The sequence below is a fragment of the Streptomyces sp. S.PB5 genome (assembly GCF_030403745.1).
Taxonomy (GTDB): domain Bacteria; phylum Actinomycetota; class Actinomycetes; order Streptomycetales; family Streptomycetaceae; genus Streptomyces.
Map to the genome: position 1 here is coordinate 1 of NZ_JAQMWP010000010.1, position 18540 is coordinate 18540.

General features: G+C 71.4%; 17 protein-coding genes and 1 tRNA gene. 15 read left to right on the plus strand and 3 right to left on the minus strand.

Going from position 1 to position 18540, the window contains the following annotated elements:
- Positions 1 to 311 precede the first annotated feature (311 nt).
- The 8 genes from PH203_RS25815 to PH203_RS25850 all read left to right on the plus strand — a co-directional run bounded on the left by PH203_RS25815 (position 312) and on the right by PH203_RS25850 (position 10463).
- Positions 312 to 989, plus strand: coding sequence for a GntR family transcriptional regulator (locus tag PH203_RS25815; RefSeq protein ID WP_289922884.1), 678 nt, complete (start codon positions 312 to 314; stop codon positions 987 to 989).
- 229 nt (positions 990 to 1218) lie between these two features.
- Positions 1219 to 1303: transfer RNA gene (locus tag PH203_RS25820), tRNA-Leu, on the plus strand.
- Between the two features lie 198 nt (positions 1304 to 1501).
- Positions 1502 to 3151 carry a SpoIIE family protein phosphatase gene (locus PH203_RS25825; protein WP_289923222.1) on the plus strand — a complete coding sequence of 550 codons (1650 nt, stop codon included), beginning with the start codon at positions 1502 to 1504 and terminating at the stop codon, positions 3149 to 3151.
- A gap of 376 nt (positions 3152 to 3527) precedes the next feature.
- Positions 3528 to 5705: an elongation factor G gene (locus PH203_RS25830; RefSeq protein ID WP_289922885.1), complete on the plus strand. Its 2178-nt coding sequence runs from the start codon at positions 3528 to 3530 to the stop codon at positions 5703 to 5705.
- 217 nt (positions 5706 to 5922) lie between these two features.
- Complete coding sequence (locus PH203_RS25835; protein WP_289922886.1) at positions 5923 to 7239, plus strand: sugar ABC transporter substrate-binding protein; 1317 nt, start codon at positions 5923 to 5925, stop codon at positions 7237 to 7239.
- A gap of 5 nt (positions 7240 to 7244) precedes the next feature.
- Positions 7245 to 8237 (plus strand): sugar ABC transporter permease, encoded by a 993-nt coding sequence (locus tag PH203_RS25840; RefSeq protein ID WP_289922887.1) that lies wholly within the window; start codon positions 7245 to 7247, stop codon positions 8235 to 8237.
- Positions 8238 to 8244: 7 nt separating this feature from the next.
- Positions 8245 to 9084, plus strand: coding sequence for a carbohydrate ABC transporter permease (locus PH203_RS25845; RefSeq protein WP_289923223.1), 840 nt, complete (start codon positions 8245 to 8247; stop codon positions 9082 to 9084).
- 20 nt (positions 9085 to 9104) lie between these two features.
- On the plus strand, positions 9105 to 10463 hold the full coding sequence (locus PH203_RS25850) for a GH1 family beta-glucosidase (protein WP_289922888.1): 1359 nt from the start codon (positions 9105 to 9107) through the stop codon (positions 10461 to 10463).
- A 181-nt stretch (positions 10464 to 10644) separates the two neighbouring features.
- Here PH203_RS25850 and PH203_RS25855 read toward each other — a convergent pair whose 3' ends face one another.
- On the minus strand, positions 10645 to 10815 hold the full coding sequence (locus tag PH203_RS25855) for a hypothetical protein (protein ID WP_289922889.1): 171 nt from the start codon (positions 10813 to 10815) through the stop codon (positions 10645 to 10647).
- Positions 10816 to 10824: 9 nt separating this feature from the next.
- On the opposite strand from PH203_RS25855, the gene PH203_RS25860 reads away from it, so the two are divergent.
- The 5 genes from PH203_RS25860 to PH203_RS25880 all read left to right on the plus strand — a co-directional run bounded on the left by PH203_RS25860 (position 10825) and on the right by PH203_RS25880 (position 14953).
- Positions 10825 to 11394: a hypothetical protein gene (locus PH203_RS25860; RefSeq protein WP_289922890.1), complete on the plus strand. Its 570-nt coding sequence runs from the start codon at positions 10825 to 10827 to the stop codon at positions 11392 to 11394.
- A 221-nt stretch (positions 11395 to 11615) separates the two neighbouring features.
- Positions 11616 to 12464, plus strand: coding sequence for an alpha/beta hydrolase (locus PH203_RS25865; protein ID WP_289922891.1), 849 nt, complete (start codon positions 11616 to 11618; stop codon positions 12462 to 12464).
- A gap of 44 nt (positions 12465 to 12508) precedes the next feature.
- Positions 12509 to 12733, plus strand: a complete 225-nt coding sequence (locus PH203_RS25870; RefSeq protein WP_289922892.1) for a hypothetical protein — start codon at positions 12509 to 12511, stop codon at positions 12731 to 12733.
- A gap of 67 nt (positions 12734 to 12800) precedes the next feature.
- Complete coding sequence (locus PH203_RS25875) at positions 12801 to 14537, plus strand: DUF4132 domain-containing protein (RefSeq protein ID WP_289922893.1); 1737 nt, start codon at positions 12801 to 12803, stop codon at positions 14535 to 14537.
- On the plus strand, positions 14507 to 14953 hold the full coding sequence (locus PH203_RS25880; protein WP_289922894.1) for a hypothetical protein: 447 nt from the start codon (positions 14507 to 14509) through the stop codon (positions 14951 to 14953). The genes PH203_RS25875 and PH203_RS25880 overlap by 31 nt, the downstream gene beginning before the upstream one ends.
- Here the strand turns inward: PH203_RS25880 and PH203_RS25885 are convergent.
- Together PH203_RS25885 and PH203_RS25890 are read right to left on the minus strand one after the other, a co-directional pair.
- Positions 14940 to 15332, minus strand: a complete 393-nt coding sequence (locus PH203_RS25885) for an SCO5389 family protein (protein WP_289922895.1) — start codon at positions 15330 to 15332, stop codon at positions 14940 to 14942. The genes PH203_RS25880 and PH203_RS25885 overlap by 14 nt on opposite strands.
- A gap of 64 nt (positions 15333 to 15396) precedes the next feature.
- Entirely contained in the window at positions 15397 to 16341 is a 945-nt protein-coding gene (locus PH203_RS25890) for an ATP-binding protein (protein ID WP_289922896.1), read from the minus strand.
- Positions 16342 to 16475: 134 nt separating this feature from the next.
- Between PH203_RS25890 and PH203_RS25895 the strand changes: the two genes are divergently transcribed.
- Both PH203_RS25895 and PH203_RS25900 read left to right on the plus strand, forming a co-directional pair.
- A complete protein-coding gene (locus PH203_RS25895) occupies positions 16476 to 17012 on the plus strand; it encodes a GNAT family N-acetyltransferase (RefSeq protein ID WP_289922897.1) in 537 nt (178 codons plus the stop codon).
- Between the two features lie 40 nt (positions 17013 to 17052).
- The gene (locus tag PH203_RS25900; RefSeq protein WP_289922898.1) at positions 17053 to 18537 is read left to right on the plus strand and encodes an ABC transporter substrate-binding protein; all 1485 of its coding nucleotides are present in this window, start codon (positions 17053 to 17055) and stop codon (positions 18535 to 18537) included.
- Positions 18538 to 18540: the final 3 nt, after the last annotated feature.

An 18540-nucleotide genomic window follows, 5' to 3' on the forward strand; every position in this document is an offset into this window, starting at 1 on the left:
GGGCGGCGCCGACGTAGGCGCCGATGGCTCCGGCGCCGAGGACTGCGACTTTCACTGTGTGGGTGCTCCGTCCGGTCGAGGGTGTACCGCGGAACTGTCGAAAACGTATCGAACTCTGTCGACGAAATATTGTCTACAGGATGGAGCCGGTGGCAGCAAGGGTTCGGGAACCGCCCGCCACCCCCCGTCCGGCACCGCTTCCAGGGGCCCAACTCCCGGATGTCCAGGCGTTTGTGCGCCGTAGACTGTAGGCGAAAGCCAATTCATACTGGGCTCTCGATGCAGCGACGGCGCTGGCGAGAGGGGTCGTGATGTTGTCGACGACAGGACTGCCGCAGGGTGCGGTGCCCAAGCTCGAACGCCCCGGACCGCTGCGCGACCGCGTCTACGAGGCCCTCCTCGAACTCATCATCACGCGCGCCCTCCAGCCCGGACAGCACCTGGTCGAGAGCGAACTCGCCGGTCACCTAGGGGTCTCCCGACAGCCGGTGCGGGAGGCGTTGCAGCGGCTGAACACCGAGGGGTGGGTCGATCTCCGGCCCGCCCAGGGCGCCTTCGTGCACGAGCCCACCGAGGAAGAGGCCGACCAACTCCTCACCGTCCGGACCCTGTTGGAGGCCGAAGCCGCCCGGCTCGCCGCCGCCAACGCGGGTTCCGCCGCCATCGGCGTACTGGAGGAGCTGTGCGCCGAGGGCGAGCGCGCGGTCGCCGCCGACGACGTGGACGCCGCGGTCGCGCTGAACGCCCGGCTCCACGCGAAGATCATCGAACTCGCCGGCAACGCCGTCCTCGCGGAGCTGGCCGCCCAGGTCGACCGACGCGTCCGCTGGTACTACACCCCGGTCGCCCGGCAGCGCGGCCGCCAGTCCTGGACCGAGCACCGTGAGCTGATCGCGGCGATCGCCGACCGCGACGAACAGCGCGCCACGGAGATCATGCGGGCCCACACGGAGCAGACGCGGAAGATGTACCACGAGCGGGAGAAGTAGAGGCCGGGACGCCGCTGCCGAGGTCGCCCCCGCGACCGGCCCCGACCGACTCCGGCCGGGCCGTGCGTGACCGCGTGGTCGCTCACGGTGAGGCCGTGAAAGTCGCTCCGGCCGCCCGCTCAGGACCACCGCCCAGGCCACGGATATGCAGGTGAAAGGCACTCCGAAAGCTTGGTATTGTTGTCCATGTCGCCGCGGGGAACACCCCCGGCAAGGCGGCAGACACCTAGTCCGGGTGGCGGAATGGCAGACGCGCTAGCTTGAGGTGCTAGTGCCCTTTATCGGGCGTGGGGGTTCAAGTCCCCCCTCGGACACAGAGCAGAGCAACAGAGCAGTTCCTTTGTGCGGGTCGAGCATGGTCTCGGCCCGCACAAAGTGTTTTCCGGGCGACTCCGCGTGCGAGCACGTCCGCGCCATGGTCGTATGCCGGTGTGGGACAGGAGCGGACCCGGGGTGAGCGCGCGGCGCCGGGGGAGGGCGACCCGGACTTCTGGGGCGCCCCGTCGGCGCATGTGCCCGAGCTGCTGGCACAGATCCTCGACGGGACGCCCGCGGCGATCGGCGTGCTCGACACCGAGCTGCGCTACCGGTACGTCAATCCCACGCTCGCCCGCATGAACGGCGTACCCGCCGAGGAGCACCTGGGGCGGACCGTCGCCGAGGTGGTGCCGGACGTCGAGGCGCGCGAGGACGTGCTGCTCGCCGTCATCGCCGACGGCATCTCGCGCGAGACGGTCTCCAGCGGCCACACCCGGGCCGACTCGCCCGTGGAGCGCCGCTACTGGCACGGCGCCTACCACCGGCTGGAGCACGAGGGCCGGCCGGTCGGTCTGGTCGGCATCCTGCTGGAGATCTCGGTCGCCCGGCAGGAGCAGCTGGAGCTGCAGCGCGCCCAGGAGCGCCTCGCCCTCCTCGACGAGGCCGCCACCCGCATCGGCACCACCCTGGACATGACGACGACCTGCCAGGAGCTGGCGGAGTTCCTGGTGGCCAAGCTCGCCGACGCGGCCACCGTGGAGGTCTTCCCCGAACGAGGCAGCAGCCGTACGCCCACGGACGGCACCCTGCGGCTGCTCCGCGCCGCCATGGCCTCGACGCCCGAACTGGAGGCCGTGGTCCGCAGCCTCGGCCGCCCCGGCGAGTACGTCGACTACCAGCCCGGCTCCGCCATCCCCCGCTGCCTCGCCACCGGCCGCCCGGTGATCGACAACGTGCCCACCGACGCCGAGCTGCGCCGTTCCGCGCCCGACGCCAGGAGGGTGGCCGCCTACCGCGCGGCGGGCCTGCACTCCGCGCTGATCGTGCCGCTCACCGCGCGCGGCCACGACGTGGGCACGGTCAGCATGGTCCGGGCCGACGGCTCACCCGTGTTCGACGAGACCGACGCCGTCATCGCCCAGGACCTCGCGGGCCGGGCGGCCATCAGCCTCGACAACGCCCGCCGTTACACCGCCGAGCACAACGCCGTCGTCCAGCTCCAGCGCGCCCTGCTCGCCGAGCCGGGCACCCCGCACCCCGGCCTCGACGTCGCCTACCGCTACCGGCCCGCCGGACGGGGCGTGCTCGTCGGCGGCGACTGGTTCGAGACCGTCCCTCTCGCCCACGGCCGCACCCTCCTCGTCCTGGGTGACGTCATGGGCCACGGCCTGGACGCCGCCGTCGCCATGAGCCGCTACCAGGCCATGCTGCGGGTCATCGCCGCCCGTGAGTCCGCGCCCGACCGGATCCTGCGCGAACTCGACCACCTGCTCCACACGACCGGCGCCGAACGCCCCGCGACCTGTGTGGCCGCCGTCATCGACCCACGCCGTGCCACCTGCACCTACGCCAGCGCCGGACACCTGCCGCCCGTCCTCTTCGGCCCCGACGGCCGCGCCGCGCTGCTCCCCGTGAACCCCGGGCCTCCGCTCGGCACCGGCCACCGCCAGTACGTCCCGTTCGCGGGCCCCTACGAGCCCGGGCACACCCTCCTGCTCTACACCGACGGCCTGATCGAACGCCGTCACGAGGACATCGACGCCTCCCTGCACCGTCTGACCCGCATCCGCACCGGCGCCGCCTGCCTGGACCCCGGCGGCCTCCTGGACCTCGTACTCGCCGAGGCCGCCCCCACCGACCCCGAGGACGACATCGCCCTCGTCGCGGCCCGGCTCCGGCCCTGACGGCGGCCCGAGGGTCCGGTCGAGGTGACGCCGGAAAATCGGATGACCCGGGTGTCGCCGTCTCCCTACACTCACCACGCGACACGCGCCGCCCGCATCGGTGGGGGGCGTTTCCTGATGAGGACCGACGAGTGAGGGGAGACCGGCCGTGCGAGACCGCGCCGCTGTCGTCGTTCCCCCGTCGTCGTACGACGTGATCCTCGTGTCCTCGTCCGTCCGGTGCCCGCTGCGCGGCCGGCACCGAATGCCCCGGACGCACGTCTGATCACCAACTGACGGTAGATGTCTACGGATTGACGTGCCGTCAGTTCCGTTCATGCCGCCTGCTCCGGGAATCGCGCCGCCCTGCATCACACCGACCGAAAGGCCACGGGCCGTGCGCACCGACCTCAACTCCCTCGCCGTCATCCGCAACCTGGGCATCCTCGCCCATGTCGACGCCGGCAAGACCACCGTCACCGAGCGGATCCTCTACGCCACCGGCACCACGCACCGGCGTGGCGAGGTCCACGACGGCACCACCATCACCGACTTCGACTCCCAGGAGCGCGACCGTGGCATCACGATCTTCGCGGCGGCGGTGAGTTGTGCCTGGGACGGTCACCGCATCAACCTGATCGACACCCCGGGGCACGTCGACTTCGCCGACGAGGTCGAACGTTCGCTGCGGGTGCTCGACGGGGCGGTCGCCGTGTTCGACGCCGTCGCGGGCGTCGAGCCACAGAGCGAGTCGGTGTGGCGGCAGGCCGACCGGTACGGCGTACCGAGGATCGCCTTCGTCAACAAGCTGGACCGCGCGGGCGCCGACCTCGACACCGCCGTGGAGTCGATCCGGGAGCGCCTGCATCCGGCTCCGCTGGTCGTGCAGCTGCCCATCGGTACGGAGGACGGGTTCCGCGGTGTCGTCGACCTGGTGCACATGCGGGCCCTGACCTGGACCGACGACGGTGGCATGGTCACAGGAGAGGTGCCGGCCGGAATGCGCGAGGAGGCGCTGCGGCGGCGCAGGCTGCTGGAGGAGGCGGTGGCCGAACTGCACGCGGGTGCGCTGGAGGAGTTCTGTATGCGATCGACGGTCGGCGAGAAGCGGTCGACGGTTGGCGAGCGGCAGTCGACTGCAGACGAGCGACCGTCCACGGTCGACGAGCAACCGTCCAGGGTCGACGAGCAGCGGTCCACGGTCGGCGAGATCCAGTCGGCCCTCGACGCGCGCACCCTCGTCGGCGCCCTCCGCGACCTCACGCGCACCGGCGACGCCGTGGTCGTCCTGTGCGGCTCGGCCTACCGCAACCGCGGTATCGAGCCACTGCTGGACGCGGTCGTGTCGTACCTCCCCTCACCCCTCGACGTACCGCCCGTACGCGGCACCGGCGAGGACGAAGGGCAGGAGCGGCCCGCCGACCCGGCGGCACCCTTCGCGGCGCTGGTGTTCAAGGTGAACGCCACTCCGACGGGGCGGCTCACCTATCTCCGGGTGTACTCCGGGACGATCGGGAAGGGAGACGTCGTCATGGACGCGGGTGCGCGGCGTACCGAGCGCGTCGGGCGGATCCTGCGGGTGCAGGCCGACCGGCACGCCCAGGTGGACCGGGCGCTCGCCGGGGACATCGTGGCCGTCGTCGGGCTGAAGTCGGCCCGCGCCGGGGCGACCCTGTGCGCGCCGGGCGCCCCGCTCGTCCTGGAAGCGCCCGGGGTCGCCGAACCGGTCGTCTCCGTGGCGGTCGAGGCCGTCAGGTCCACCGACACCGACCGGCTGGCCTCGGCCCTCGCGAGGCTCGCCGAGGAGGACCCGTCGCTGGTGGTGCGGACCGATCCGGAGACCGGGCAGACCGTGCTGTCCGGCATGGGCGAACTGCATCTGGAGGTCGCGCTGGAGAAGGTGCGGCGGGACCAGGGGGTGGACGTCAACGCAGGGCGGCCGCGGGTCGCCCACCGCGAGACCGTTGTGCGCGGCGTGTCCGGACACGTCTTCCGGCACGTCAAACAGGACGGTGGCGCGGGGCAGTTCGCGCATGTCGTCCTCGACGTCGAGCCACTCGACCTGGATGCCGGGTTCGAGTTCCGCTCGGCCGTCGTCGGCGGGCGGGTGCCGCAGGAGTACGTCCGGGCCGTCGAGGCGGGCTGCCGGGACGCCCTGGCCGAGGGGCCCCTGGCCGGTCATCCCGTGACCGGGCTGCGGGTCACCCTCACCGACGGGGCGACCCATGTGAAGGACTCCTCCGACACGGCCTTCCGCACGGCGGGCCGGCTCGGGCTCCGGCAAGCCCTGCGTGCCTGCGCGGTGGTCCTGCTGGAACCGGTGGCCGAGGTCACGGTCACCGTGCCCGACACCGCCGTCGGCTCGGTCCTCGGTGACCTGGCGGCCCGGCGCGGCCGTGTCAGCGGCTCGGTCACCAGGGCCGGTTCGACGGTCGTCACCGCGACGGTGCCGCTCGCCGAACTCTTCGGCTACGCGACCCGGTTGCGCAGCCGGACGCAGGGCCGGGGCACGTTCACGGCCCGGCCCACGGGGTACGCCCCGGCGCCGTCGGCCGTGACACCGGCCCAGCGGTAGCGAGCCACCGGGGTGGTCCCTCCCGTACGCGGGAGGGACCACCTTTGCGCGGGGCGGCCACCCGGGCTCCCTCCTTCAGGAAGTGAACGGCCCGGTCCCGACCGTGCTTCCCCGTCGAACTCCCGCTGCGCAACCCCTTGACGTCCCGAACCCGCGGCATTTAACTCACGTCCTAAATTAAGCCGTGAGTGCATTCCCTGAAGGGACACCAGGAGCCATGCGCAGCAACCGAGCCGCGGCCGTAGGCGCCGTCATCCTGTCTCTCGCCCTGGCCGTGTCGGCCTGCGGAGGCGGTTCGTCGACCGAGGGCGGGTCCAACGACTCGCCCAAGACGCTCACCTACTGGGCCTCCAACCAGGGGGCGAGCGTCGAGGTCGACAAGAAGGTCCTCCAGCCGGAACTCGACAAGTTCGAGAAGCAGACCGGCATCGAGGTGAAGCTGGAGGTCGTGCCCTGGTCGGACCTGCTCAACCGCATCCTCACGGCGACGACGTCGGGCCAGGGACCCGACGTCCTCAACATCGGCAACACCTGGAGCGCCTCGCTGCAGGCGACCGGCGCGCTGCTGCCGTGGGACGCGAAGAACTTCGAGGCGATCGGCGGCAAGGACCGCTTCGTCGACTCCGCCCTCGGGTCCACGGGCGCCGAGGGCCAGGACCCGGCCGCGGTGCCGCTGTACTCGATGGCCTACGCGCTCTACTACAACAAGAAGATGTTCGCCGACGCGGGCATATCCCAACCGCCCGCCACCTGGGCCGAGTTCGTCGAGGACGGCAAGAAGCTGTCCAAGGGCGGCAAGTGGGCGCTCGGCGTGGAGGGCGCGAACCCGTCCGAGAACATCCACCACGCGGTCGTCTTCGCCAAGCAGCACGGCGGCGACTTCTTCACGGCTGACGGCAAGCCCGACTTCACAGGCGAGGGGGCGGTCGCCGGCGTCAAGGAGTTCGTCGACCTGATGGCCAAGGACAAGGTCATCGCGCCGGGCAACGCCGAGTACGCGCAGAACCAGTCGGTCAGCGACTTCGCCAAGGGCAGGACCGCGATGCTGCTGTGGCAGTCGGCGTCCGCGAACCTCAAGTCCCAGGGCATGAGCGAGGACTCCTTCGGTATCGCCCCGGTGCCCGTGCAGTCCGGCACCCCCGGCACCGGTACCGGCGTCAACTCGATGGTGATGGGCATCAACCTGGCCGTCTTCAAGAACTCCGACAACCTCGACGGCGCGAAGAAGTTCGTGAAGTTCATGACGAGCGACGCCGAGCAGAAGATCCTCAACACCGCCTACAGCTCCATCCCGCCGGTGAAGGGCGCCCAGGCGGACGCGGCCTTCAACACCCCCGCCAACGGCGTCCTGAAGAACACCCTCGCCACCAGCGCGGTCGCGGCCCCGCAGGTCGCCGACGAGTCGCAGTTCGAGACGGCGGTCGGCACAGCCATCAAGGGCCTGTTCGCCGACGCCGCCGCCGGTCGCGCGGTGACCACCGAATCGGTGAAGGCGGCCCTGGAGAAGGCCCAGGCACAGATGCCGGCGGCGTGACCCGGATGACCAGTACCGTCGAACTCCCGGTGCACAAGGGGGAGTCGGGCGACAAGGCGACGCGTGGACCGCGCCGTCGCGTCCCCGGCCGCATCCGCCGCATCGGACTGCCCTATCTGCTTCTCCTGCCCGCCCTGATCCTCGAACTCCTCGTCCATCTCGTGCCGATGGTCATCGGCATCGTGATGAGCTTCAAGGAGCTCACCCAGTTCTACATCCGCGACTGGGGCGCCGCGCCGTGGGCCGGCCTCGACAACTTCCGTATGTCGGTGGACTTCGACGCCCCCGTCGGCGAGGCCCTGCTGCACTCCTTCCTCGTCACGGTCGGCTTCACGCTCGCCTCGGTCGGGCTGTGCTGGCTGATCGGCACGGCCGCCGCGATCTGCATGCAGGACACCTTCCGCGGCCGCGGTCTGCTGCGCGCGCTGTTCCTGGTGCCGTACGCCCTGCCGGTCTACGCGGCCGTCATCACCTGGGTGTTCATGTTCCAGCACGACAACGGCCTGGTGAACCACGTCCTGCACGACCAGCTCGGCCTCACCGACAAGCCGTCCTTCTGGCTCATCGGCGACAACAGCTTCATCGCCCTGCTGGTCGTGTCCGTGTGGAAGGGCTGGCCGTTCGCCTTCCTCATCGTCATGGCCGGACTCCAGAACATCCCACGGGAGTTGTACGAGGCGGCCGCCCTCGACGGCGCCGGGATGTGGCAGCAGATCCGCCGCATCACCCTGCCCTCGCTGGGCGCCGTCAACCAGGTGCTGATCCTGGTGCTGTTCCTGTGGACGTTCAACGACTTCAACACGCCGTACGTCCTGTTCGGCAAGTCGGCACCGGAGGCCGCGGACCTCATCTCGGTCCACATCTATCAAGCCTCCTTCGTCACCTGGAACTTCGGCACCGGCTCCGCCATGTCCGTGCTCCTGCTGCTGTTCCTGCTCCTCGTGACGGGCGTGTACCTCGCCCTCACCACACGCGGACGGAGGGCGTCACGTGCCTAGCTCCCCCATGGCGCCACCCCGGTCCTTCCTGTGGACCCGGCGCGTCTTCCTCACCCTGCTCGCCGGCTTCGTCCTGCTGCCGGTGTACGTGATGCTCTCCAGCTCACTGAAGCCGCTCGCGGACGTCACCGGCAAGTTCCGCTGGATTCCCAGCGAGGTGACGTTCCAGCCGTACATCGACATCTGGTCGACGGTCCCGCTCGCCCGGTACTTCGTGAACTCCCTGATCGTGGCGAGCGCGGCCGCCGTCTGCTCGGTGGTGATCGCGGTCTTCTCGGCCTACGCCGTGAGCCGCTACGACTTCCGCGGCAAGCGCGTCTTCACGGTCACCGTCCTGTCGACGCAGATGTTCCCCGGCATCCTCTTCCTGCTCCCGCTGTTCCTGATCTACGTCAACATCGGCAACGCCACCGGCATCGCCCTGTTCGGCTCGCGCGGCGGGCTGATCCTGACGTATCTCACCTTCTCCCTGCCGTTCTCGATCTGGATGCTCATCGGGTACTTCGACTCGGTGCCGCGCGACCTGGACGAGGCGGCACTGGTGGACGGCTGCGGGCCGCTCGGCGCGCTCTTCCGGGTCGTCGTACCGGCCGCGATCCCCGGCATCGTCGCGGTCACCGTCTACGCGTTCATGACGGCCTGGGGCGAGGTGCTGTTCGCGTCGGTGATGACCAACGACACCACCCGCACCCTCGCCGTCGGCCTCCAGGGCTACTCCACGCTCTACGACGTGTACTGGAACCAGATCATGGCCGCCTCACTGGTCGTGAGCGTCCCGGTGGTGGCCGGCTTCCTGCTCCTCCAGCGTTATCTCGTCGCCGGGCTGACGGCGGGCGCCGTCAAGTGACCACTCCTGAAAGGACTTACGTGACCATCGATCTCGCCGCACTCCCGCACGACTTCCTGTGGGGCACGGCCACAGCCGCCTACCAGATCGAGGGAGCCGTGACGGAGGACGGCCGATCGCCGTCGATCTGGGACACCTTCTCGCACACCCCGGGCAAGGTGGCGAACGGCGACACCGGCGACATCGCCTGCGACCACTACCACCGCTGGCGCGAGGACATCGGTCTGATGCGCCGACTGGGCGCCAACGCCTACCGGTTGTCGGTGGCCTGGCCGCGGATCGTGCCCGGCGGCGACGGTCCCGTCAACGCCAAGGGCCTCGCGTTCTACGACGAGTTGATCGACGGACTGCTCGCCGCCGGCATCACCCCGTCCGTCACCCTCTACCACTGGGACCTGCCCCAGGTCCTCCAGGACCGCGGCGGCTGGCCCGCCCGCGACACCGCCGAACATTTCGCCGCGTACGCCTCGGTCGTGGCCGAGCGACTGGGTGACAGGGTGAACCACTGGACCACCCTCAACGAGCCCCTGTGCTCGGCGTGGATCGGCCACCTGGAAGGGGCGATGGCCCCCGGCTGGACGGACCTCACGGCGGCGGTCCGGGCCTCCTACCACCTGCTCCTCGGCCACGGCCTCGCCACCCAGGCCATCCGCGCGGCGGCCCCCGGCGCCCAGGTCGGCATCGTCAACAACCTCTCCACCGTGCACCCCGCCACCGACCGCCCGGAGGACCTCGAAGCCGCCCGCCGCATGGACGGCCACACCAACCGCTGGTGGCTGGACCCCATCCACGGCCGCGGCTTCCCCGAGGACATGCGGAAGGTCTACGGCGTCGAACTGCCCGCCCGCGCGGGCGACTCGGAGACCATTGCCGCCCCGCTCGACTGGCTCGGCCTGAACTACTACTTCCCGCAGACCGTCGCCGACGACCCCGACGGCCCGGCCCCCTACGTCCGTTCCGTCCGCCGTGCCGGCGTCCCCCGCACCGGCATGGACTGGGAGATCGACGCGAGCGGCATCGAGACCCTGCTGCTCCGGCTCACCGACGAGTACGGCGCCCGGAAGCTGTACGTCACCGAGAACGGCTCCGCCTACCCCGACGCCGTACGCCCGGACGGTACCGTCGACGACCCCGAGCGGCAGGACTATCTGGCCCGCCATCTCGCCGCCTGCGCGTCCGCAGCCCGCAAGGGTGCCCCGCTGGCCGGCTACTTCGCCTGGTCGCTGCTGGACAACTTCGAGTGGGCCTACGGCTACGACAAGCGCTTCGGTCTCGTCCACGTCGACTACGCCACCCAGACCCGCACGATCAAGGGTTCGGGACACCGTTACGCGGAGATCGTCCGGGAGCACCGGGGACGGGAGCGGCACGCGGCCTGACCGGGCGGGCGGTGGGCCGGAACAGCTTCTCCACCTCGCAGCTGTTCTGGCTCACCGCGATCCCCGGCCTGACCGGCGGCACCGCCCGGATGATCTACACCTTCCTCGGTCCGAGGATCGGTCAGCGCACCTTCACCGCGGTGTCCACCGTCGTCCTGATCGTCCCGCTGGTCCGGCTGGGCTACGCGATCCAGGACATCTCGACGTCCTTCATGACGATGGCCATGATCGCGGCCCTCTGCGGAGCCGGCGGCGCCATCTCTTCTCCTCCTCCCTCGCCAACATCCGCTTCTTCTTCCCCAAGCGAGAGAAGGGCAACGCGACCGGCATCGACGGCGGCCTCGGCAACCACGGCGTCTCGGTGGTCCAGCTGCTGTCCCCGATCGTCATCACCAGCTCGGTCATCGCGATCGGCTCGGGCCGGCAGAACGCCCGGACCAGCGAGACGGTCCACCTCCAGAACGCGGCCTTCGTCTGGGTCCCGGTCCTGATCGTGCCGGCGGCCATCGCCTGGTTCGGCCAGAACAACCTCAAGACGGCCTCGTCGTCCTTCGCCCAGCAGAAGGTGATCTTCCGCCGCAAGCACACCTGGGTGATGACCTGGCTCTACGTCGGCACCTTCGGCTCCTTCATCGGCTTCGCCGCCGCCCTGCCGATGCTGATCAAGACCGCCTTCCCGGCCTGCTCCGTCGCCACCTACGCCTGGACGGGCCCGGCCCTCGGCGCCCTCGCCCGCTGGGCCGGCGGCTGGATCGCCGACAGGATCGGCGGCGCCCGTGTCACGATCCTCTCCTTCGTCGGCATGGCGGCCTCGACCACCCGAGTGATCGAGGCCGCCCCTCAAGGGCCTCACCGAAGGCACCCCGGAGTACACCGAGGCCCTGCCTACGGCTTCTCTTCATCCCGGCCCTGTTCGCCAACTTCGCGGTGACCAGCGCGATGTGGGGCTTCGTGGCCTTCTACGTCACCTGCATCGCCGTCACCTGGTGGTACTACGCGCGGCAGGGCGCAAAGTCGTCGAGCTGAGCGGCGCGGACAACAGCGGCATTCAAGGCGCCGGGCGGATCGACCGCCCGGCCCTTCGCCCGTGACGGGACGAACGCGCGGCGTTAATGCGTTGCCACAGCTCAGCCATGCTGAAAGCCTCACGTCATGCCCACCTTCACCGCCCCCGACGGCACCCTCCTCGCCTACCACGCCACCGGCGAGGGCCCGCCCCTGGTCTGTCTCCCCGGCGGCCCGATGCAGGCCTCGGCCTATCTCGGCGACCTGGGCGGCCTCACCGCCCACCGCACCCTGATCCGCCTGGACCTGAGGGGCACGGGCGACTCGGCGACCCCCGAGGACCCGGCGTCGTACCGCTGCGACCGCCAGGTCGACGACGTCGAGGCGCTGCAGAAGGAACTGGGCCTGGACCGTCTGGATCTCCTCGCCCACAGCGCCGGCGCCAACCTGGCCGCCCTCTACACCGCCCGCCACCCCGACCGTGTCGCCCGCCTCGCCCTGATCACCCCGAGCGTGTACGCGGTCGGCATCGGCATCACCGTCGAGGAGCGCCTCGGCACGGCACGTCTGCGCCGGGACGAGGAGTGGTTCCCGACGGCGTACGCGGCCCTGGAGTCCCTCAACTCCGGCCGTCCCGTCCCCGACGCCTGGCAGGCCGTCGCCCCGTTCTGGTTCGCCCGCTGGGACGAGGAGGCCAAGGCGGTCCGGGCGGCCGAGGACGAGCAGCGCAACGACGAGGCGGCCAGGGTCTACGGCTCCGAGGGCGCCTTCGCCCCCGAGGCCACGCGTGCCGCCCTGGCCGGGTTCGCGGGACGGGTGCTCGTACTGGCGGGAGAGGCGGACGTGGCGGGGCCCCGGCGTGCGATGGCCGAGTACGCGGGGCTGTTCGCGGACGCGGAGCTCGCGGTCCAGGAGGGTGCGGCGCACTTCCCGTGGCTCGACGACGCGGAGCGGTTCGTGGCGACGACGGCCGCGTTCCTCCGAGGCCGATCCTGACGCGTCCCCACCCGCGTCCGATGTCCCAGGCCGGCCTTCACCGTGTGCCTCTCACCGTTGATCAACGCGTCGGGTACGCGGAGCGGGATCTGGACGCCGATCTCGCGCGCCGGTTCCCCGACGGGCCGCGCACCGAACGCCCGAAGCCGGCCCGCCCGGTCGAACCGTTCCTGGCCGGGCTCCCGCACGACGTCGAGGCCGACTTCCGCGCCCTCGGCCGGCCCGGAGTGCTGGAACCCGGGATCGGGCTGCTCGCCCTGCTGACCTGAGGTCTGCTGGCCTGAGGCCCGCAGCGGAACGGCCGCGTTGTCAGTGGCGCCTGTCATGATCCCCGGTATGTCTCACAGGGATCAGGACGGGCGCCCCACACCCGACGCGTGCCGTCGGATGTTCGACGCGCTCGTCGTGCGCGCCGAGGCCGGGGAAGCGGTGGACCTCCTCCCGGCCGTGACCGCGCTGGCGCGCTGCACCGGAGCGTGGCCCGAACTCTCCGCCCCCGCCCGCGCCTTGACCGGGCACCTGCTGCCGAGAGGGAACCCGGAGCACCCCTACGCGCTCCTGGCGGTCGCGGGACTCGCGGACGCGACGACGCTGCGATCGGCCGCCGACCGGCTGCGACGGGACCGAGGGCCCATCTCCCTGGACGAGATCGACGCCGTCGTCGCCCTGACCTCCGCCGAACGGGCCCTCCTGGCAGGGATCGATCAGGTCGACACCTATCAACCGCCCCCGTCCGGGCCGGACATCTGGCGGGACGCGGCCGGCATCCCGGCCTACGCCGCCTTCGCCCGCCGCGCCTTGGAGACGGCGGCCGACCGGATCGACGCCCTGCACGGCGGCGAGCTCCCCTACCGGTCCGACAAGGCGTTCACACCCCGTGAGGTGGAGGTGCTCGGGCAGGCCGCGCGGGTGGCACTGCTGTGCGACGAACCGTGGCTGCCGGAGCTCCTCGACCGGATCGTGCCCGGCGTCGCGGTCGCCCCCGGCACCGCGAAGACCGTGCCCTCGCAGGCCCTGCTGTACGAACCGGTCCGCGCCGCACGGGACTTCCCGACCCCGGAAGCGGTCACCGCGATCCGCGCCGCGCGATCCCGCACCCGGCACGCCGGAGTGCCGGGGCGGCTCGACAAGCTGCTGGGGCAGGTCGAACCGGCCCTGGCCGAGCGGACCGAGGTGGCCCTGTGGCTGTCGAGAGCGGGCTTCGACGACGACGGCGTACTGCGCCGGGAGACGGCCGACGGCTGCACGGCCGTCGTCACGGTCACCGAGCGGGCCGAACTGACCTGGGAGAAGGACGGCCGCCCGCTGAAGACCGTGCCCGCGTCCGTCCGCCGCGACCATGCCGGCCTGCTCAAGGAGCTGCGCGACCTGGTGAAACGGGTCGACATCCAACTCGGCACCCTCGCCCGGGCGCTGGAGGGCGGCTTCACCGTCGACGCCGTCCACCCGTACGGCTGGTGGCGCACCGAACTGGCCGGACATCCGCTCGCCCGGTCCGTCGTACGCCGGCTGATCTGGGAGTTCGGGACCGCGCCCGGAGCGTGGCGGGCCGTCCTGCCGGCGATCGAGGACCTCCCCGACGCGCCCGAGGACGCCCCGGTGCGGCTGTGGCACCCGATCCGCTCCGCCGCCGGCGCCGTACGGGCCTGGCGGGACCGGCTCGTCGACGCGGAGCTGCGCCAGCCCTTCAAGCAGGCGTTCCGCGAGATCTACCGGCTCACCCCGGCCGAGGAGGAGACCCGCGACCACTCCCTGCGCTACGCCGCCCATCTCGTCGACTACCACCGGATGTTCGCGCTGTTCCGGGCGCGCGGCTGGACGAGCCGCAGACTCGGACCCTGGGGCGACGGGGACGGCGCCGCCGCGGTGCGCACCCTGGGCGCGGGGGAGTGGCGGGCCGCCTTCCTGCACGACTACGTCAGCTGGGCGGACGGCGACGCGGTGGCCTCCACCGACCGGGTCACCTTCGAGCACCGGACCGACGGCACCTGGCGGGACGCCCCGCTCGCCGAGAGGTGCCGCCGCTGGTCTTCAGCGAGGCCATGCGGGACGTGGACCCCTTCGTCGGGGTGACCTCGATCGCCGCCGACCCCGACTGGACCGAGCAGGGCCCGGCCCGCGCCTACTGGCAGCGGGCCGGATTCGCCGAGCTGACCGAGACCGCCGAGGCGCGCCGCGACGCCCTCGAACGCATCCTGCCCCGTCTGAAGATCGCCGACCGGTGCACGCTCGACGGCCGCCACCTGATCGTCAGGGGCGACCTGCGGACGTACCGCATCCATCTCGGCTCGGCCGACATCCTGATGGAGCCCGACCACTCCTGTCTCTGCATCGTCCCCGCGCGGGGCAAGGCCGGCGGAAAGGTCTACCTGCCCTTCGAGGACGACCGGCTCTCGCTCATCCTCAGCAAGGCGTTCCTGCTCGCTGCGGACACCGAGATCACCGACGCGTCGATACGCGCCCGGTTGGAGGCGGTCAGCAGTCCCTGAACTCCGGCGACTGGTTCAGGATCTGCGAGCGGAGCGAGGTGAAGCGCCCGTACGTCTCCCCGGCCTGCGCGCCCGGCCGGAAGGCGGCCACCCGGTGGCAGTTCTGGAAGGCCAGGGCCACCCCGAAGTGCCGCTCCAGGCTGCCGCGGATCGCGTCGCTGGCGAGGGCCCGCAGCAGCTGGCCGCGCTCCTTCTCGGACGGGGGAGGGGTCTGGTTGTCGGTGAACTCGGCCGTGCCGTCGTGGAGTTCGGCGGCAAGGGAGGCGATCAGGTCGTAGGCGTAGGGGAGGGACGTACGGACGGTGTCCACGAAGTCCTCCTCGCGGATGTCACCGTGCTCGGCTTCGGCGAGGAGCTTCGGGGAGACGTCGAGAGACATGAAGGGGCTTGTCCTGTCTGTGCGTTGGGAGTGAGAGGGGGAGGCAGCGAGGTGGCGGAAGGGATCAGATGAGGGAGGCCGGTCCCGGTACGAACTCCGGGTCGACCTGGGTGGCCAGGTCCTCGCCCGCCCAGGCCCGGGCGTTGCGCAGATGGAACTCGACGGCATGGCGATGGAGCGTCGCCCAGTCCCGGGGGCAGGCGTCGACCGTCTCGCGCAGGACGTTCAGGGCGTGCCGGTTGTGGGACTCCAGGGACTCCAGTCCGCCCTGTTCCCGGCCCTGTTCGGCGGCCCGTACGAACGGTGACTGGACCAGGTGGGTGAGCAGGTCGTCCCCGACCTCCTCCTTGAGGAAGAGCAGGTCGTCCTCGCCGGTCACCTTGTTGCCGATCACGGCGATCCGGATGCCGAACTCACGGGCGTGGTCACGGTACTGGCGGTAGACCGAGACGCCCTTGCGGGTGGGTTCCGCCACCAGGAACGTGAGGTCGAAGCGGGTGAACAGGCCCGAGGCAAACGCGTCCGCGCCCGCGGTCATGTCGACGACCACGTACTCGCCGGGGCCGTCGACGAGGTGGTTGAGGTAGAGCTCCACCCCGCCGAGCTTGGAGTGGTAGCAGGCCACTCCGAGGTCGCTCTCCTCGAACTCGCCCGTGACCATCAGCGGCACCTCACCCACGCGCCGGACGTGCCGGGCGTGCAGCTCGTCGTCGCCGAGCAGCCGCAGCAGCCGGGAACCACGGCCCGGCGGAGTGGTCTTGATCATGGCCTCGGGGGAGGCGATGCGCAGGTTGGAGCCGCGCAGATACTCCTTGATGTCCCCGAGGCGCGCGCCCAGCGGAGGGGCGGCCGGCGGCTCCCCGTCGTGGCCCAGCGCCTCGGCCAGGTGCTGGTTGATGTCCCCGTCGACGGCGAGGACGGGGGCGCCGGACTGTGCGAGGTGGCGCGAGAAGAGCGCCGACAGGGTGGTCTTGCCGCTGCCGCCCTTGCCGACGAAGGCGATGCGCATCAGCACCACCCCGGCGCGGCTCGTAAACCGTTTTTGAAAATGGATGTCATGTCGGTAGGTTTAAGGCGTGTTGTCGATCACTGTCAAATCCCCTGGTGATCAGGGGTCTTCCACTTAATGCATATGATGTGCAAGTGCGTAACTACAGCATCAGGGCCGCGGGCCCGGACGACCTGGACGGTGTACGAGCCGTGATGCTCGACACCGTCTACCGCGACTTCGGCACCGGGTACGTGCCCCGCTGGCACGGCGACATCATCGACCCGGCCACCGCCTACCTGGTCCCGGACCGGCACACCCTCCTCGTCGCGACCGACCCGGAGACCGGGGAGATCGTCGCCACCGGCGCCCTCGACTCCCGCGGCCCGGCCCACCCGCCGAACCCGCGCCAGGTCACCGAACGCTTCCCGTCCGGGCGCACCGCACAACTCCGCCGCGTCTACGTCCGCCCCGGGCACCGCAGACGCGGCCTCGCCCGGCGCCTGGTCGCGCAGCTCATGGAGTTCGCCGTGGACGACGGCGGCTACCGCTCCGTGTACCTGCACACCGACCCCGCCGTGGCCGGCGCCGAAGCCTTCTGGCACTCCCTCGGCAAGCTCGTGCACGACGAGCGCGAGGACCCCGAGGGCGTGCACGACGTCCTGCACTTCGAGATCCCGATGGGGCGATGACCGAGTGACCCGACCGCGCATCCCGACAAGGCCGGACCGAATGACGCGACCGCGCTTCCTGCTCGCCCTCCTGCTCGCCCCCGCCCTCACCGGCTGCTTCGCCTCCGCCGGCTCGGGCGGCCCGGCCGACGGGGCCGGCGACGGCAGCCGGCTGCGGGTCGCCCTCGCCTTCCCGCCCGCCGAGAACCTCTCGCCCTACGGCGCCGACGCCACCATCCTCAGCCGCCTCGGCGTCACCGAGGGCCTGACCTCGCTCGACGCCAACGGCGCCGCGGCCCCCGCGCTCGCCGCGTCCTGGCGGCGCGAGAACGACCGCACCTGGCTGTTCACCCTGCGCGAGGCCACCTTCCAGGACGGCACGGACGTCACCCCGGCCGCCGTCGCCGCCGCCCTCACCCACGCGACCGAGGCCAGGCCCGCCCCGGCCGCGCTCTCCGGCGTCACCCTCACCGCGCAGGCCGAGGGAGCCACCGGCGTCCGGGTCACCACCGAGGACCCCGACCCCGTACTGCCGCTGCGCCTGTCCAGCCCCGGCCTCGCCGTCCTCTCCCCGAAGGCCTACGGCGAGAAGGCCGACCCCGTCGGCCACGCCACCGGCCCCTTCGAGCTCACCGGGACCATGGGCGCCACCGCCGCCACCCTCGACCGCTACGACGACTACTGGGGCGGCCGCGCCCAGGCCTCCGGCATCGACGTGAAGTTCATCGCCGACGGCACCGCCCGCGCCAATGCCCTGCGCACCGACCAGGTCGACCTCGCCGAGGCGATCCCCGTCGCCCAGGCCGCCACCCTCGACAAGGGCCTGCGCAAGGCGACCGCCACGACCCGCACCACGAGCCTGCTGCTCAACACCGAGTCCGACGTCTTCAAGGACGCCGGTCTGCGGGCCGCCGCCCGGCAGGCCGTGGACACCTCCGCGCTCGCCGAGGGCGTCTACGAGGGCTACGCCGACACCGGCGCCGGTGTCTACGGCCCCGCCGTGACCTGGGCCGAGGGCAAGAGGTCTGAGCCGCGGGGCCGCGCGGCGGCCACCGACCCGGACGGCGCGCGGATCACCCTCGCCACCTACGACAACCGGCCCGAACTCCCCGAGGCCGCCCAGGTGTTGAAGCAGCAGCTGGAGAAGGCCGGGTTCGAGGTCGAACTGGAGGTGCGGGAGTACTCACGGCTGGAGAGCGACGCGCTGGCAGGCAGGTTCGACGCCTTCGTCGGCGCCCGCAACAGCCTCGTCGACACCGGCGACCCCGTCTCGGTCCTCGCCAGCGACCACACCTGCGACGGCAGCTACAACCTGGCGCTGCTGTGCGACAACGACGTGGACAAGGCGGTGAAGAAGGCCCAGGGCATCGCCGACACCGCGCAGCGACAGGATGCCGCCCTGGCCGCCGAGGCGCGGATCCTCGCCACCGACGCCGTCGTCCCGCTGGTCCACCAGCGCGTCATCACCGGCGTCGGCCCCAAGGTCGCCGGCGCCCTCCTCGACCCGTACGAGCGCACCCTCGTCGGCGTCGGCACCCGGCGCTGACCC